Annotated in this window: 16 protein-coding genes, 1 tRNA gene and 1 pseudogene; 8 read left to right on the forward strand and 10 right to left on the reverse strand. The window is 69.4% G+C overall.

Annotation, left to right across the window (positions count from 1 at the left end; genetic code table 11):
- The first annotated feature begins 164 nt into the window (after nucleotides 1-164).
- Nucleotides 165-653, forward strand: coding sequence for an acyl-CoA thioesterase (locus E1P53_RS11090; protein WP_131734318.1), 489 nt, complete (start codon nucleotides 165-167; stop codon nucleotides 651-653).
- Here the strand turns inward: E1P53_RS11090 and E1P53_RS11095 are convergent.
- A complete protein-coding gene (locus E1P53_RS11095) occupies nucleotides 627-1826 on the reverse strand; it encodes a hypothetical protein (protein WP_371830997.1) in 1200 nt (399 codons plus the stop codon). The genes E1P53_RS11090 and E1P53_RS11095 overlap by 27 nt on opposite strands.
- A 178-nt stretch (nucleotides 1827-2004) precedes the next feature.
- Here E1P53_RS11095 and E1P53_RS11100 point away from each other — a divergent pair, with 178 nt between their 5' ends.
- The 3 genes from E1P53_RS11100 to E1P53_RS11110 are packed head-to-tail and all read left to right on the forward strand — an operon-like array spanning nucleotide 2005 to nucleotide 4812.
- The gene (locus E1P53_RS11100; protein ID WP_131734320.1) at nucleotides 2005-3075 is read left to right on the forward strand and encodes a magnesium transporter CorA family protein; all 1071 of its coding nucleotides are present in this window, start codon (nucleotides 2005-2007) and stop codon (nucleotides 3073-3075) included.
- Between the two features lie 7 nt (nucleotides 3076-3082).
- Nucleotides 3083-4012, forward strand: coding sequence for an ABC transporter ATP-binding protein (locus tag E1P53_RS11105; RefSeq protein WP_131734321.1), 930 nt, complete (start codon nucleotides 3083-3085; stop codon nucleotides 4010-4012).
- Nucleotides 4009-4812 (forward strand): ABC transporter permease subunit, encoded by an 804-nt coding sequence (locus E1P53_RS11110; RefSeq protein WP_006901251.1) that lies wholly within the window; start codon nucleotides 4009-4011, stop codon nucleotides 4810-4812. The genes E1P53_RS11105 and E1P53_RS11110 overlap by 4 nt, the downstream gene beginning before the upstream one ends.
- Before the next feature lie 80 nt (nucleotides 4813-4892).
- On the opposite strand, the gene E1P53_RS11115 is transcribed toward E1P53_RS11110, so the two are convergent.
- Nucleotides 4893-5567, reverse strand: coding sequence for a winged helix-turn-helix transcriptional regulator (locus E1P53_RS11115; protein WP_131734322.1), 675 nt, complete (start codon nucleotides 5565-5567; stop codon nucleotides 4893-4895).
- Nucleotides 5568-5742: 175 nt separating this feature from the next.
- On the opposite strand from E1P53_RS11115, the pseudogene E1P53_RS11120 reads away from it, so the two are divergent.
- A pseudogene (locus E1P53_RS11120) lies at nucleotides 5743-6471 on the forward strand (class I SAM-dependent methyltransferase); the annotation flags it as partial.
- On the opposite strand, the gene E1P53_RS11125 reads toward E1P53_RS11120, so the two are convergent.
- Both E1P53_RS11125 and E1P53_RS11130 read right to left on the reverse strand, forming a co-directional pair.
- Nucleotides 6472-7704, reverse strand: a complete 1233-nt coding sequence (locus tag E1P53_RS11125) for a multidrug effflux MFS transporter (protein ID WP_131734323.1) — start codon at nucleotides 7702-7704, stop codon at nucleotides 6472-6474. It abuts the pseudogene before it with no gap.
- Between the two features lie 125 nt (nucleotides 7705-7829).
- Entirely contained in the window at nucleotides 7830-8708 is an 879-nt protein-coding gene (locus E1P53_RS11130; protein ID WP_109239052.1) for an exodeoxyribonuclease III, read from the reverse strand.
- 157 nt (nucleotides 8709-8865) lie between these two features.
- On the opposite strand from E1P53_RS11130, the gene E1P53_RS11135 reads away from it, so the two are divergent.
- Nucleotides 8866-9246, forward strand: a complete 381-nt coding sequence (locus E1P53_RS11135; RefSeq protein WP_131734324.1) for a hypothetical protein — start codon at nucleotides 8866-8868, stop codon at nucleotides 9244-9246.
- Between the two features lie 58 nt (nucleotides 9247-9304).
- On the opposite strand, the gene E1P53_RS11140 is transcribed toward E1P53_RS11135, so the two are convergent.
- On the reverse strand, nucleotides 9305-10081 hold the full coding sequence (locus E1P53_RS11140; RefSeq protein ID WP_109239053.1) for an SGNH/GDSL hydrolase family protein: 777 nt from the start codon (nucleotides 10079-10081) through the stop codon (nucleotides 9305-9307).
- Nucleotides 10082-10404: 323 nt separating this feature from the next.
- Here E1P53_RS11140 and E1P53_RS11145 point away from each other — a divergent pair, with 323 nt between their 5' ends.
- Nucleotides 10405-10746 carry an ArsR/SmtB family transcription factor gene (locus tag E1P53_RS11145; protein ID WP_371830998.1) on the forward strand — a complete coding sequence of 114 codons (342 nt, stop codon included), beginning with the start codon at nucleotides 10405-10407 and terminating at the stop codon, nucleotides 10744-10746.
- 199 nt (nucleotides 10747-10945) lie between these two features.
- Here E1P53_RS11145 and E1P53_RS11150 read toward each other — a convergent pair whose 3' ends face one another.
- Nucleotides 10946-11437 (reverse strand): ArsI/CadI family heavy metal resistance metalloenzyme, encoded by a 492-nt coding sequence (locus E1P53_RS11150; protein WP_131734325.1) that lies wholly within the window; start codon nucleotides 11435-11437, stop codon nucleotides 10946-10948.
- A gap of 100 nt (nucleotides 11438-11537) precedes the next feature.
- On the opposite strand from E1P53_RS11150, the gene E1P53_RS11155 reads away from it, so the two are divergent.
- Nucleotides 11538-11894, forward strand: coding sequence for an Rv2640c family ArsR-like transcriptional regulator (locus E1P53_RS11155; RefSeq protein ID WP_006902596.1), 357 nt, complete (start codon nucleotides 11538-11540; stop codon nucleotides 11892-11894).
- A gap of 75 nt (nucleotides 11895-11969) precedes the next feature.
- On the opposite strand, the gene E1P53_RS11160 is transcribed toward E1P53_RS11155, so the two are convergent.
- The 4 genes from E1P53_RS11160 to E1P53_RS11175 all read right to left on the reverse strand — a co-directional run bounded on the left by E1P53_RS11160 (nucleotide 11970) and on the right by E1P53_RS11175 (nucleotide 14438).
- Nucleotides 11970-12054, reverse strand: a tRNA-Ser gene (locus E1P53_RS11160).
- 146 nt (nucleotides 12055-12200) lie between these two features.
- Nucleotides 12201-12848, reverse strand: a complete 648-nt coding sequence (locus E1P53_RS11165; protein WP_131734326.1) for a 3-oxoacid CoA-transferase subunit B — start codon at nucleotides 12846-12848, stop codon at nucleotides 12201-12203.
- Nucleotides 12845-13630 carry a CoA transferase subunit A gene (locus tag E1P53_RS11170; RefSeq protein WP_003890003.1) on the reverse strand — a complete coding sequence of 262 codons (786 nt, stop codon included), beginning with the start codon at nucleotides 13628-13630 and terminating at the stop codon, nucleotides 12845-12847. Before E1P53_RS11170 ends, E1P53_RS11165 begins: the two co-directional genes overlap by 4 nt.
- Before the next feature lie 10 nt (nucleotides 13631-13640).
- Nucleotides 13641-14438, reverse strand: a complete 798-nt coding sequence (locus E1P53_RS11175; RefSeq protein ID WP_006900988.1) for a hypothetical protein — start codon at nucleotides 14436-14438, stop codon at nucleotides 13641-13643.
- Nucleotides 14439-14451: the final 13 nt, after the last annotated feature.

Consider the following 14451-nt stretch of genomic DNA (forward strand, 5'->3'; position numbering starts at 1 on the left):
CTCGGCCATCGTGCACGTGCAACGCCCGCGCCGAACGGTTGGTTCCGACCGGGCATCTAGACTCACAGACTACCTGCGCGGCCGCGATCGCGACGGTTGAGAAAGCGGCGGCCCAGGTTGCGAGACAACACCCGATTCCGGCGCCCGGAGAGCGAAGGTCGACGATGCAGAACCCACCGGCCACCCCGGCCGACGAAGCCCCCGAGGGGCTCGGAGACGACGAGTACGCGTTCGTCGCAGAGGTCGGCGTCCGCTGGTCGGACATGGACGCCTTCGGGCACATCAACCACGCCCGGATGGTCACCCTCATGGAGGAGGCGCGGATCGCCTGGCTGCTGAGCGCGGGCGAGGAGTACCAGCCGCTGATCACCAGCGCGATGATCGTCCACGTCGACATCCGCTATCAGGCACAGCTCCGGCACGAGGACTCGCCGCTGCGAATCGGCATGTGGATCAAGGGGTTCCGGTCGGTGGACTTCACCATCGGCTACGAGATCCGGAGCGCGCACGCCGAGCCCGGCAGTCGGCCGGCCTGCGTCGCGGCCACGCGGATGGCCGTCGTCGACGTCGAGAAGAAGACGCTGCGCCGGCTCAGTGCCGACGAGAAGGCGTACCTGAAGGCCTGGTCACGACGGCTCGTATCGGGCAGGTAGCTCCCGCGGCACCGCCGGCGAGATACGGGCGATGTTGCCCTGCAACACATCTCGGTAGATGCGCAGTTGCTCCTCGCCGCTGCGCACCTGCTCGGTGAGGCGCTTGGCGTTGTCGACCGACATCTCGCGGTCGCCGGAGCGTGCGATCAGCGCGTCGATGCGGTCGTCGAGGGTCATCGCCCGGTTGTACTCGGCGAGCACCTGCAGTTCCATGGCCGCCGACTCGACGACGTGCGCGACCTCGCCGAGGGCCTGGACGCGGTCGATGAGCTCGGTCCACACCGGTCGCAGCGCGGTCTCGCGCCGGTCGATCTCGGCCGCGAAGCTGCGATCGAAACCGCCGTTGCGCTTGGCGCGGTCGAGGTCGATGCGCACCGCACGCAGGGCGATCACGTCGGCGGCGATCTCGGCGAGCTCGGCGTGGAGGTTCACCTGGGTGCGCTGCACCTCGAAATGGTCCGACCGCCAGGCCGGGTTGTTCACGATGCGGTCGTAGTAGTGGCCCGCGACGAACAGCAGGGTCTCGTAGCCGTCGACGAAGTTCGCCGACTTGGGGGCGCCCGCCTGCGAGTCACGGGCCGGGCTCAGCAACTGGTCGGCCCATTGCTCGGCCTGCGGGTTGCCGGAGCGCGCGGCCACCTGTCCGACGACGCCGGCGATCCGGTCGATCGCGGCGGTGCCCGCCCGCCGGACATACGACGACGCATTGGCGTTGGGGGTCGGGGTGCACAACAGGCCGGAGAACAGGCGCTCCCGCTCGTCGATCTCGAGGTAGATGTTCTCGCGGCGCTCGCGGCGGATCGCGCGCGTGCTCGAGGCCATCACGCCCTTGGCGGTCACGATCTGCTTGCGCGCATCCTCGCGACGACGCTGCAGGCCGTTGAGCCGGTTGCGTAGGACGGCGGCGACGACGCCGGGCACCATCGGACTGGCCAGCTGGTGTTCGAGCTGGACGATCGCACGCTGCAGGCGGCGGAGGTCGCCGAAGCCGTTCGGCAGGGTGGGCATCGGGCGGCCCGTCGAGATCCTGCGGACGACGATCGCGCGACCGCCGGGCGTCAGGTAGCCGGAGGCGATCAGCGTCGCCGTGGTGTCGGAGAGCTCACGCCGCTCACCGGGGACCGACGACCGGTCGCACCACTCACGGATCTGCTCGCTCGTGCGCGCGGGCATCCGACGATGTCCATCTGCGCCGTGTGAGACCATTCCTTGCCGCCTTACCTGGGAGAACCGGTGTCCGCCCCGTCGTAACCAGACACCGGAACCGATGCTACCCGCGGTCCGCGACACGCTTCGTGACGTCGACTACGCCCTGACGTCCGGCCGGCACCCTCGATGCCACGATGTGGGGGTGACCGAATTCGTCCCGGCCGATGCCGACGCCGATGGGCTGGAGCGGGTGCGCGGCCAGATCTGGCGCAACGGCGAGGCCGTCGAGGGTTTCGAGCTGGACCGGCTCTCCACGTGCCTCGAGGACGACGAGACGCTCGCCTGGGCCGATCTCGAATGCCCGTCGCACGAGACGCTGGCCCACGTCGCCGCCCAGCTCGACCTCGACCCGTTCGCCGTGGAGGACAGCGTCGCGGCCTCCGAGCGCGTGAAGACCGTCTCCTACGCCGGGCACACGTTCTTCATGGTCTACGCGGTCTCGCTGCGCGACGACGCCGACGAGGCGGACGCCGGCGCCCAGCGGGAGTCGTCGGGCGCACCGTACGCGCGGGCGCGACTGTTCGACCTGCACCGCATCTCGATCTTCGTCAAGCGCAACGTCCTGGTGACGGTGCGTCTGACGCCGGACTTCCAGATGGAGGAGGTCCGGCGCCGGTGGGCGGCGAGCGACGCCATGCAGTACGGCATCGGCGCACTCCTGCACGGGCTGCTCGACGTCGTCGCCGACGGCCACTTCGAGGCGGTGCAGCGGCTCGACGACGAGATCGAGGATCTCGAGGGGCTGCTGTTCGACGAGCGCGTGTCCGGCCGGGAACTGCAGCGGCGCACCTACGACCTCCGCCGGGATCTGGTCATCCTGCGGCGGGTGGTGTTCCCGATGCGCGAGATCATCGCGGCGATCCAGCGGCGCCGGTTCGTGAACCACGCCCCGCCCGAACTCGACCCGCACTTCTCCGACCTCTACGACCATGCGCTGCACGCGACCGAATGGATCGAGTCGTTGCGGGACATGATCACGACGGTCTTCGAGACCAATCTCACCCTCGCCGACGCCCGTCTCAACACCGTGATGAAGAAGCTGACCGGGTGGGCCGCGATCATCGCGGTGCCGACGCTGATCACCGGCTTCTACGGCGAAAACGTGCCCTTTCCCGGCGCATACGAGACCTCCGGCTTCGTCACGAGCGTCGTGCTGATAGTTCTTGTGGTCGTCATCTTGTACATCTCGTTCCGACGCCGCGATTGGTTGTGACCGCCACGTGTACTCACCCGCCATCACGATCGAGGGGCTGACCAAACGCTTCGGCGCGGTCACCGCCGTCGACGACCTGTCCTTCACCGTCGCGCCCGGCCGCGTGACCGGCTTCCTCGGCCCCAACGGGTCCGGCAAGACCACGACGCTGCGCATGCTGCTCGGCCTCGTCGAGCCCACCGCAGGCCGCGCCCTGATCGGCGGTCGTCCCTACCGCGAGATCCGCCGACCGGCCCGGGAGGTGGGCGCGGCGTTGGAGGCGTCGAGCTTCCACCCCGGCCGCACGGGTCTCGGGCACCTGCAGGCACTCGCCCCGCAGGTGGGCGTGCCGACCGCCCGCTGCAAAGAGATCCTCGACTTCGTGGGACTCGCCGACGCCGCGAACCGCCGGGTCGGCGGCTACTCGATGGGCATGCGCCAGCGCCTCGGCCTGGCGACCGCGCTGCTCGGCGACCCCGGGATCATCATCTTGGACGAACCCGCGAACGGTCTCGACCCGCAGGGCATCGTGTGGCTGCGCGGCCTGCTGCGGGCGCTCGCCGCCGAGGGCCGCACCGTGCTGCTGTCGAGTCACGTGCTCGCCGAGGTGCGGGCGACCGTCGACGACGTCATCGTGATAGGCAACGGCCGACTGGTCCGCGCGTCGACGCTGACCGAGTTCGAGGACCTCGCCGTGCACGCGGTGGCGGTGCGCACCCCCGATCCGGCGTCGTTCGTGGCGCTGGCCCGCGAACGCGGCTGGCAGGTCGAGGACGCGCCCGGCGGGTTCCGCGTCCACGGCGTCGACACCGCCACCGTCGGTTCCGCGGCCTTCGCCCATGGCATCGAGCTGCACGAGCTGTCCGACGCGGGAGCCGATCTGGAGGCGGTGTTCCTGCAGCTGACAGGCGCACCCGCACCGGCCGGCGTGCCGATGCAGACAGGAGCGATCCGATGAAGGCGGCACTGGTCGCGGAGTACCGCAAGTTCACCTCGACGCGGATGTGGTGGGTGCTGCTCATCGCGATGGTCGCGTACCTGGCGTTCATCGGTGCGGTGCTGGCGTTCTCGATGACCGTCGAGGGCGACTCGATGTCCGGACCGGTCCTGCTGTCGGGCGGCGATCTCGCACGGTCGATCTACGCCCTGACGTCGCCGATCGGCTATGTCTTCGCGCTGGTGATCGGCAGCCTGGCGGTGACCGGCGAGTTCCGCCACAAGACCATCACCGCGAGTCTGCTGGTGGAGCCCCGGCGCGGGGTCCTGTTGGGCGCCAAGCTGCTCGCCGGGATCCCGATCGGCGCGCTCTACGGCGTCCTCGGCACCCTGGCCGTGGTCGCCACGGCCGCACCGGTTCTCGCGTTCGCCGGCGACGGGGCGTACCTCGGTGAAGGCGCCACCATCCGGGTCATCGTGTTGTCGATGGTGGTGATGATCCTGTGGACGATGATGGGTGTCGCCTTCGGCGCCGTCGTCTCCAACCAAGTGGCGGCGATCGTCATCCTGCTCGCGTTCACCCAGCTCGTCGAGCCCATCGCGCGCATCGCGCTGGCCGCCTTCGACGCCACGTCGTCGGTGTCGAAGTTCCTGCCGGGCTCGGCGGCCGACGCACTGCTGGGCACGAGCTTCTATTCGAGCCTGGGCGAGGGCGCGTCGGATCTGCTGCCGCAGTGGGCGGGTGCGCTGGTGATGCTGGCCTACATCGCGGTCTTCGCGCTGATCGGCCGGTACACGACGCTGCGGCGGGACATCGGGTAGGGAGACGGCAGGCGGCCGTGCCCGGGGCGCGAAGGGCGTAAGCGGCGGCCTTGCCCTTCGCCGGAGGCCCGTCCGGCACGTCAGGCCGGCCGCGGGATCTCGGCCGTGAGCCCCTGGCCGATCCACGACGGCAGGTCGCGGGCGATCTCGGCCGCCGCATGGATCTCGACGAGGTTCTCGCGGAGCGCGATCCGCCAGTCGGTGTCGCCCCGCCAGATCTCGGTGAGGGTGCGCAGATCGGTCGTCACCGTCGCGTCGAGCTCGTACCCGGGGTCGAAGTCGCACACCTGCGCCTCGTCGCCGGAGACCACGAGCCACCAGGACCGCGCCTTGCCGACGACATCGGAGAAGACGAACTGCACCATGGTGCGGCGTCGGGGCCACCGTTCGACGGGGATGGTGCGTCGCATGTCCCACAGCAGCAGGTGCGGGTCGAGGTCGGCGTCGCCGAGTTCCCCGATCCAACGAATCCCCCACGCGCTCAACGCGTCGACCACGGTCTCGAGCTCCTGCCCCATCGTCGTCAGCGTGTACACCGACCGGCCGCCGACCTGCGATCGGCGGATCACGCCGGCACGCTCGAGGCTGCGGAGTCGCTTGGTGAGCAACGCGGGAGACATCTTCGGCACCCCGCGCCGGAGCTCGTTGAAATGACGGCTCCCCAGCAGCATCTCGTGCACGATCAGGATCGTCCACCGCTCGTCGAGGAGCTCCATCGCCTTCGCGACGGGACAGAACTGGCCATACGAGGTCATCACGGTCCCCCTCACGTCCTCGGGTTCAAGTACACACCCGACCTGCGGCGATGACCAGTACAGAATCTGAACCGCCGACGGTACAGATCTTGGTCTGGAGGCCGGGTCCCGGTTCGTCGGACGCTCGATGGTGTCCGGACATCCAACGACACCGACTCCACGAGGACTCACCATCATGACGACGATCCACTCCACTCCCTCAGACACCGAGATCAAGGCACGGCACCGCCGCCTGTGGGCATCGGGCGACTATCCGGCCGTCGCCGATCTGATCGCCCCACTGGGCCGGCGACTCGTCGACGCACTGGACATCCGCGCTGGGCAGAAGGTCCTCGACGTCGCCGCCGGGGCGGGGAACGTCGCGGTTCCCGCGGCACGCACCGGCGCCCACGTCGTCGCCAGCGACCTGACCCCGGAGCTGCTCGAGACGGGCGAGACACGCCACCGAGACCTCGGCATCACCTGGCGCACCGCGGATGCCGAGGACCTCCCGTTCGACGACGACGATTTCGACGTCGCCACGTCGTGCGTCGGCGTGATGTTCGCGCCCCACCACGGCAGGTGCGCCGACGAACTCGTCCGCGTCGTGCGCCCCGGTGGCCGGATCGGCCTCATCAACTGGACGCCGACCGGATTCATCGGCGAGCTGTTCCGCGTGATGAAGCCGTACGCCCCGCCGCCACCGCCCGGCGCGCAACCCGGTCCGCTGTGGGGCGATGCCGACCACGTGCGATCGCTGTTCGGCGACCGCGTCACCGGCCACGAGTTCGACATCACCACGGTGGCGGTCACCGCCTTCGACACGGGCACTGCGTTCCGCGAGTTCTTCAAGAAGCACTACGGCCCGACGATCGTCACGTATGGCACCATCGCCGACGACCCGGCACCTGACCCGCGGGCCGGATCATGCGTGGGCGAACGCCGCCTCGGACTCCGGGTTCCGGGCGACGACGCGCCGGCCGATCGCGAAGCAGACCGCGGTCAGGACCGACGACGTGATCATGATGCACGCCATCGGGACCGCGGTGTCGTCGCCGCCCAGACCGCCGAGCGGCGAGAGCGCTCCGCCGACGAGGAACATGATCCCGCCGAGGACCGCGCTTCCGGCGCCGGCCGCGTCGTGGGTGTGTTCCATGGCGAGGGCGGCCGCGTTCCCGAAGATGAAGCCGATCGACAGTGCGAGGACGAACAGCGGGATCACCAGTAGGACCGGCACCGACGACAGCGCGGCGCCCAGCACTCCGACGGACGCCAGGATCAGCACCGGCAGGCTGTATCCGATCGTCGTCGCCGGGTGCACGTGACGCCGCGAGAGGCGTGAGGAGACGACGCCGCCGATCATCATGCCGCAGGCGTTGGCGGCGAAGGCCAGCCCGTACACGAGCTCCGATGTGCCGATGACGTTCTGGTACACGAACGACGAGCTCGAGATGTAGGACATCAGCGCGCCGAAGGCGAACGCCTGCGTCAGCACGTACGCCATGAACGCGGGTCTGGCGAAGCGGCTGAGCACATCGCCGAATCGCAGGCGCGGGGCACGACGTTCGGCCGGCAGCGTCTCCGGGACCGAGGTCACCGCGCCGACGAGCTGCAGGACCGCGGTCGCCAGGATCACCGCGAGCACGCCTCGCCACGGGACATGGCCTGCCAGAAGCCCTCCCGCGAGGGGTGCCAGGACCGGCGCGAGACTCTGGATCGTCATCATGATCGTCATCGCGCGTGCACCGGCGAATCCCCGTGCGCGGTCGGCGATCACGGCCCGGGCGATGACCATGCCCGACGCCGCGGCCAGCGCCTGCACGAACCGGGCGCCGATGAGCACCTCGATGGTCGGGGCCGCGACGACCACCACGCCGGAGAGCACGGCGCCCGCGGAACCGAGGATCAGCGGCAGCCGCCGGCCGAACCGGTCGGAGATCGGCCCCCAGATGACCTGCCCGATACCCACGCCGATCAGGAACGCGGTCAGCGTCAGCTGCACGTGCGTCGCGTCGGTGTGGAGTGCGTCCTGGACCTCGATGAACGACGGCAGGTACAGATCGGTGGCGATCGGTGCCGTCGCGGACAGCAGCGCCAGGGTGAGCAGGAGGCGGGTGCTGATGCCTTCCTCTGATGGCGTCGGTGCGGAGCTCGTCACCGGCGGGAGATTATCAGCTGCGCTAACTACCTGCGGCTTCCGGCTCCGTCAGCCGGACGGGCCGCCCCGCAATCGCCACGGCCGGGAGTCGCCGCCCCCGGAATGCCTCGCAAATCGGGACGGTCTCAACCGTCGATCTCGTCGTATCCGACGACCAGCGGTGCATGGTCGGACAGCCGCAGCTCCGGGGCGGCCTCCTTGTCGACCTCGACCCACCGCGCCCGCCGGGCGAGTGCCGGCGTCGCGAGCTGGTGGTCGATCCGCCATCCGACGTCCTTGACGAACGACTCGCCCGCCCAGCTCCACCAGGTCAGGGGCCCCGGCCGGTCGCCGTGCAGTGCGCGCACGACGTCGACGAGCCGGCGGGGACCGGTGATCTGGCCGAACCACTCGCGTTCCTCGGGCAGGAAGCCCTCCATCTTGCGGGCGGCCCGCCAATTGGTGACGTCGTGTTCGAGATGGGCGACGTTGAGGTCCCCGAGCAGCAGGAACTCCCGGCCGGCGCGACGAGCCGCGAGCCGGTTGCGCTGCAGCTCGCGGGCGAACGCGGCGAGGAACCGCTGTTTACGGAAGTACTTGGCGCCGCCGTCGGGTTTCTCGCGCATCGAGCCCGGCCGCTGCAGTTCGGCGGGGAGCCCGCCTTTCGGCAGGTAGATGTTCGCCACGGTCAGGGGCGTGTCGGCCAGGTCGACCTCGACGTATCGGCCCTCGGCGGCAAAGGCGTTCAGGCCGCGGGCCTTCGGCGGGTGGGTCTGCCACGTGCGGACGGCAGCGGGTGCGGTGCGGGTGAGGATCGCGACGCCGTTGCGTCCCGGGATGGTCCCGACGTCGACGGCCGCGGTGTAATCGCCGAACCGGCCGACGTCGTCGATCCCGCAACGCAGTTCCTGCAGCCCTATGACGTCGGCGTCCCGCGCGGTCAGCCAGTCGTCGAATCCGCGGCGGCGGGCAGCCCGAATCCCGTTGACGTTGAACGACACGACCGTGAGATCGGTGTCTGTCACGCGTTCCTCGCTCGCCTCCACTGGGCAACCCCTCGCCGGTCGCCTACCCCTTCCCACGCTAGCGACCCCGGTCGACCGGTCCTTGGGCGGTGCCGCAGACGCCGGCGTCGTCGAAATCCCGGTGCGCCCGTGACACCTCGCCCCTACCGTGTTCCGCATGACCACCCGAGAACCCGTCCTTACCGTCTTCATCGATCCCGACGACGAGGGACGCGTCATCTATCAAGTCGCGCAGCGCTTTCCGCTGCTGCCGGCGATCTCCTTCGACGACGCCGCAGACGACCCGTCGCTGCGCGAGCAGTGGATGCACGAACATCCGCGCGTCGATCCGGGCGAACGTCGGTGCCGGCTCGTCGTCATCGAGCGCGGCAGCGGAGGCGAGACCGGCGAGGTGCCGGTGTCGCAGTGCGCCGAGCACATCCTGGACGTGATCGCGCCGCATGCACGCTCAGAGGCTGCGCGGACTCCCCCGTTCGAGGTGACGCCGGATGAGATCCCGTGGACCGCGCACGTCACGCTGTGGTCGCCGGACCGCTGACTGCCGACGGGCGCGGGACGAGTATCCCCGGAGTGAAGCGTCCCGGAGATGAATCGATTCAGTGCAGTTCGTGCTCGACCACCGGGGTCAGAGTCGGCCGCTTGGGTTCCCGGCCGTCGCCGAGGGACACGCCGCGGAGCTTGCGGATGAACCAGGGCGTGAAGAACTCGACCGCCCAGCGTGCGTCGCGGATCACGGCCGCCACCGGATGCGGCTCGGGCGCAGGCGGCAACGGCTTGCCCCAGTCCGGGTCGGCGTCGGGCAGACCCAGGGCGTGCGCGGCCGCGTCGGCAAACCGCTCGTGCCCGAACGGCGAGGCGTGCAGGCGATCCGACGACCACGACCGCGGGTCGGTCAGCACCGGCGCGGCATGCAGGTCGACGAGGACGAAGTCGTAGATCTCGGCGAACTCGCGGTTCATCTCGTTCAATGCGAGCAGCCGGTGCTCCTTGCGCGCGGCGAGAGGGATGGTCCGCGAGACGTTCGGGAACGTCGACACGATGACCGTCGCATCAGTCTTCGCGAGGTTCCGGTAGATCGTGTCGAGATCCGAGCGCACCTCGTCGAGGTCGGACCTGCCGATCACGTCGTTCATGCCGAGCGGGGCGGCGACGAGATCCGGTTCGAGGGCCAACGCCGGCTCGAGTTGTTCCTCGAGGACCTGCCGCGTCCGCTTGCCGCGGATCGCCAGGTTGGCGTATCGCAGGTCCGGGTTGTACGCCGCCAGGCGGTGGGCGAAGCGATCGGCCCAACCGCGGAATTCGTACTCCGGGTGCGGATCGCCCAGACCTTCTGTCTGACTGTCACCGATTGCCACGAAGCGCGAGTACTGCACGGCGACGATGATAGGGCTCGGCGCGCAGTGTCGGGGGTCACGGACGCGTGCGGGCGAGAGCTCGTCACAGAACCGCATCTCACGGACAGAGCGACCCCCACCGAAGGACGAGCGCGACGCGGACCGCATCGCCGGCCGGGTCGGGCGCCCAGTCCTCGGTCACGGGCCGGGTCCGATCTCGCTTTCGACGACCCACTGTGGTTCGTCGTCATCACGCCGTCGGCCTCGTGGTCGACCATCTCGATCGCTTGCGCAGGACGACCCCCTTGTGTCCCCGGCACTTCGACGACGGCCCATATAGATGAGTGTCGAATCAGAAACCGGTGACCGAACCGCAGGGCCTCGGCGCCGATCGAGCGCTGAGCGCGGCGCCGGCCCTCAAAGCGCTCGGTGATCCGGTGCGGTTGCGACTGCTGTCGGAGGTGGCGGCGCGTCCGGGCGGTGAGGCGTGCGTGTGCGATGTGTCGAGCCCGTTCGACCTGTCGCAGCCGACGATCTCACATCATCTGAAGGTGCTGCGGGACGCCGGCCTGGTCACCAGCGAGCGGCGCGGTACGTGGGTCTACTACCGGGTGAATACTGCGGTGTTGCAGCAGGTCTCGGGTTTACTGGCCGGTCTGGCCGCAGTCGAGGGCGAGCCTCGTCCGTGCGAGGACCCGCAGTGAGCGGGGGCGGGACGGCCGTGGCAGGGCGACTGCCGCTGCTCGACCGGTTCCTGCCGGTGTGGATCGGCGTGGCGATGGTGGCCGGCCTGGTGCTGCTCGCTCGCCCTGCGCGCCCGCTTCGTCCGCCGAAATCCTGCGCGATCGACCGCATCGAAAGACGACTGAGTCGCCGACGAGCCGGCGTGCGGTTCGTCGCTGCTCAGCAGCAGGACGGCGCGGCCTTACCGTCCTGCGCATCCTCGGGCATGGCCGCGGCGGTGCCGCAACACGCGTCGCCCGCTGCGGCGGCCGGTTCGCCCAGATGCTGCGGACTCGTGCCAAAGGTGTCCGAGTCGGCGAGGACGGTGTAGACCTCCCACTTCTCTCCGGCGGCGCCGGTGACCCAGACCTTGTCCTGGGTGGCGAAGCAGCAGGTGGTGCCGATCTCCTCATCCGTGAACAACCCTTCACCGGCGAGACGGGCGATCTCGTCGTGGACCTTCTCGCTCGACTCGACCTCCACCCCGAGGTGGTTGATGGTGCCGCCCTTGCCCGGGTTCTCCAGGAGAACCAGCTTCAGCGGGGGTTCGTCGATCGCGAAGTTCGCGTAGCCGGGCTTGCGCTTGGCCGGACCGGTGCCGAACAGCTTGGAGTAGAACACGATCGAGGAGTCGAGGTCGTCGACGTTGAGTGCGAGCTGCATCCGGGACATGGCAGCAACCTTTCACTTGTTAGACATATATCTAATTGACCGAACTATCGCAGGATGCCACCTTTTCGACCTATGTCAAGCACGTCGGTACGGTGGTGGCATGCCGAAGGCACTCCCGGTGGTCGACATCAGCGCCCCGATCTGCTGCGCGCCGGTCTCGGCGGCGCCACTCGACGACGACACGGCGCTCGAGATCGCGCTGCGGCTCAAGGCCTTGGCCGACCCGGTACGCATCAAGCTGCTGTCGATCCTGCTCACCGACGAGGCGGGAGAGGGAGTCTGCACCTGCGACCTGGCTGCTGCGGTCGGTCTCACCGAGGCGACGACGAGTCATCACCTGGGGCAACTACGCAAGGCGGGAATGGTGACGCCCGACCGTCGCGGGATGAACGTGTACTACCGCGCACGACCGGACTCGCTGGAAGCGCTCCGCACCGCACTCGCGACGACGGTGTGACGCCGTCTCCGAGACACAGCCCCGGCAGCATGGAAAAGGCCCGTCACCGGGGTCTCTCCGATGACGGGCCTTCTGCGGAAGCGGAGGGATTTGAACCCCCGGTGGTTTTACCCACGCTCGCTTTCAAGGCGAGTGCATTCGGCCGCTCTGCCACGCTTCCCTGACCAGCAAGGGTACGTCAGAGTCCGGCCCTGTCGAGCACCACCCCGCTCCCTTCCCACAGGCCCGCCGGGCGAAGGGATCGAACGCGGGAACGACTGCGGTCCGGCCGGCAGGGTGTCCGCCCGACAGGCCGGACCGTCTGGCCTACACCGCCTCCGGGACCGCGACGCGCACGGGCGCGCCGGTGGCGGCCACCGCTTCGTCGGTAGTGACCCCGGGGGCCAGTTCCACCAGCTCCAGGCCGTCGTCGGTCACGTCGATCACCGCCAGGTCGGTGATGATGCGATCCACGACGCCGGCGCCGGTGAGCGGCAGGGTGTTCTCGACGAGGATCTTGGGCGAGCCGTCCTTGGCGCAATGCTCCATGACGACGATCACCCGGCGCGCGCCGTGGACCAGGTCCATGGCCCCGCCCATGCCCTTGACCAGCTTTCCGGGCACCACCCAGTTGCTCAGGTCGCCGCGCTCGCTGACCTGCATGCCGCCCAGGATCGCGACGTCGACCTTGCCGGAGCGGATCATCCCGAAGCTCGTCGCCGAATCGAAGAAGCTGGCGCCCGGGATCACCGTCACCGTCTCCTTGCCGGCGTTGATCAGGTCCGGGTCCTCGTCGCCGGCGAACGGGTACGGGCCGAGGCCGAGGATGCCGTTCTCGGACTGCATGACGATCTCCACCCCGGGCGCCACATGCCCCGGGACCAGGGTCGGCAGGCCGATGCCGAGGTTCACGTAGTCGCCGTCGGAGAGTTCGGCCGCCGCGCGCGCGGCCATCTGATCGCGGGTCCAACTCATGCGGACACCTCCTCCAGCTCGCGGACCGTGCGACGCTCGATGCCCTTGTCGGCCGCCTGGGCCACGGTCAACGGCAGCACGGCGTCGACGTAGATGCCCGGCAGGTGGATCTCGTCCGGGTCGAGGTCACCGGGATCGAGGATGTTCTCGACCTCGGCGACGGTGTACTTCGCCGCCATCGCACAGAGTGGGTTGAAGTTGCGCGATGCCTTGCGGAACACCAGGTTTCCGTGGCGATCGCCCTTCCAGGCCCGCACGAACGCGACGTCCGGGCGCAGCGCCTCCTCGAGCACGAACGTCCGCGGCGCTCCGTCCCAGACGAACTCCGCCTGTGGTTTCGGGGCCGATGCCACCGCCACCGCGCCGTCGGCGTCGTGCCGCAGCGGCAGGCCGCCGTCGGCCACCTGGGTCCCGACGCCGGTCTGGGTGTAGAAGGCGGCGATGCCCGCCCCGCCGGCACGCAGCCGTTCGGCAAGGGTTCCCTGCGGCGTCAGCTCGATCTCGACCTCGCCGGTGAGGTACTGGCGTTCGAGCTCCTTGTTCTCCCCCACGTACGAGGCGATCAGCCTGCGGATCTGCCGGTTCTCCAGCAGCAGCGAGTTGCCGATGCCCGGGATCCCGCAGTTGTTCGAGACCACGGTGAGGTCGCGAACGCCGGTGCGTGACAACGCCTCCAGCAACACCGCGGGAATGCCGCAGATACCGAAGCCACCGGAGGCCACCATCATCGAGTCCGATACCGCCGACACCGCGGCGTCGGCGGAGGGTGCGGTCTTGTCCATGTGTCCCCCTTCAGGCGAGTCGGGCCAGCTTCTCGAGCACCCGCTCGGGCTGTGCGGAGGCCGGGATGCCGGTGAGCAGCGCGTCACCGGCGGGGATCTCGTCGTCGTCGGACCAGAACCCCTCCGGCAGAAGCGAGATCGTGGTGCCGTCGCTCGTCTCGACCTGGTCGTCGGTGCGCAGGGCGACCACCCAGTCCAGGTGCGAGGCGATGTTGGTGATCGCGCTGTAGTCCGACACCGACTCGGGCTGGGCGATGGGATCGCCGACGCGAGCCCGGGCGTCGAGAATCACCAGCGCCACCGGGAGTTCCGAGAGTTTGCCGAGCCATTCGGCGATGTAGGTCGACGCCGTGTCGGCGCGATCCGGGTCGATCTCGTCCAGCCCGGTACCGGCGACACCGTGCGCACGACCAAGCCAGCGCGCCGGCGACGGGAGCGAGAGGACCAGCGGACGACGGGCCGCGTCGGCCAGCGTCTTGGCGGTGCGTTGCACACCCGCGACGCCGTCCTCGTCGGCCAGCAGGGTACGGAGCGCATACCCCGTGCGGGAGCGCGCGCCCATCGCGGCGACCAGTTCCGGATCGGCCACCAGGTGCGCGCCCTGGACCGCGCCGACGTCGAGCCAGGTGGCGTCGGGATCGAGTAGGGCATGGACCTGGCCCTGGTGCCCGGTGAGTGCGGCCAGGTCGGCCCACGGGATCGGCTGCCCCTGGCGGATGACCGCGGTGGCGTAATCGGTGTGATCGATCAGGACCGGACGAGTGCGCCCACTGGCCGGCGAGGCGATCAGAGACTTCAGCGATGACATTGGTTTCTCCAGA

It is taken from the genome of Gordonia paraffinivorans (genome assembly GCF_900683595.1).
Taxonomy (GTDB): Bacteria; Actinomycetota; Actinomycetes; order Mycobacteriales; family Mycobacteriaceae; genus Gordonia; species Gordonia paraffinivorans.

Excerpts from the sequence above, each read along its gene's own strand:
- E1P53_RS11090 (WP_131734318.1), top strand. The coding sequence starts at position 165 with ATGCAGAACCCACCGGCCACCCCGGCCGACGAAGCCCCCGAGGGGCTC.
- E1P53_RS11095 (WP_371830997.1), bottom strand. The coding sequence starts at position 1,826 with ATGCCCGCGCGCACGAGCGAGCAGATCCGTGAGTGGTGCGACCGGTCG.
- E1P53_RS11110 (WP_006901251.1), top strand. The coding sequence starts at position 4,009 with ATGAAGGCGGCACTGGTCGCGGAGTACCGCAAGTTCACCTCGACGCGG.
- E1P53_RS11115 (WP_131734322.1), bottom strand. The coding sequence starts at position 5,567 with ATGACCTCGTATGGCCAGTTCTGTCCCGTCGCGAAGGCGATGGAGCTC.
- E1P53_RS11135 (WP_131734324.1), top strand. The coding sequence starts at position 8,866 with ATGACCACCCGAGAACCCGTCCTTACCGTCTTCATCGATCCCGACGAC.
- E1P53_RS11150 (WP_131734325.1), bottom strand. The coding sequence starts at position 11,437 with ATGTCCCGGATGCAGCTCGCACTCAACGTCGACGACCTCGACTCCTCG.
- E1P53_RS11155 (WP_006902596.1), top strand. The coding sequence starts at position 11,538 with ATGCCGAAGGCACTCCCGGTGGTCGACATCAGCGCCCCGATCTGCTGC.
- E1P53_RS11165 (WP_131734326.1), bottom strand. The coding sequence starts at position 12,848 with ATGAGTTGGACCCGCGATCAGATGGCCGCGCGCGCGGCGGCCGAACTC.
- E1P53_RS11170 (WP_003890003.1), bottom strand. The coding sequence starts at position 13,630 with ATGGACAAGACCGCACCCTCCGCCGACGCCGCGGTGTCGGCGGTATCG.
- E1P53_RS11175 (WP_006900988.1), bottom strand. The coding sequence starts at position 14,438 with ATGTCATCGCTGAAGTCTCTGATCGCCTCGCCGGCCAGTGGGCGCACT.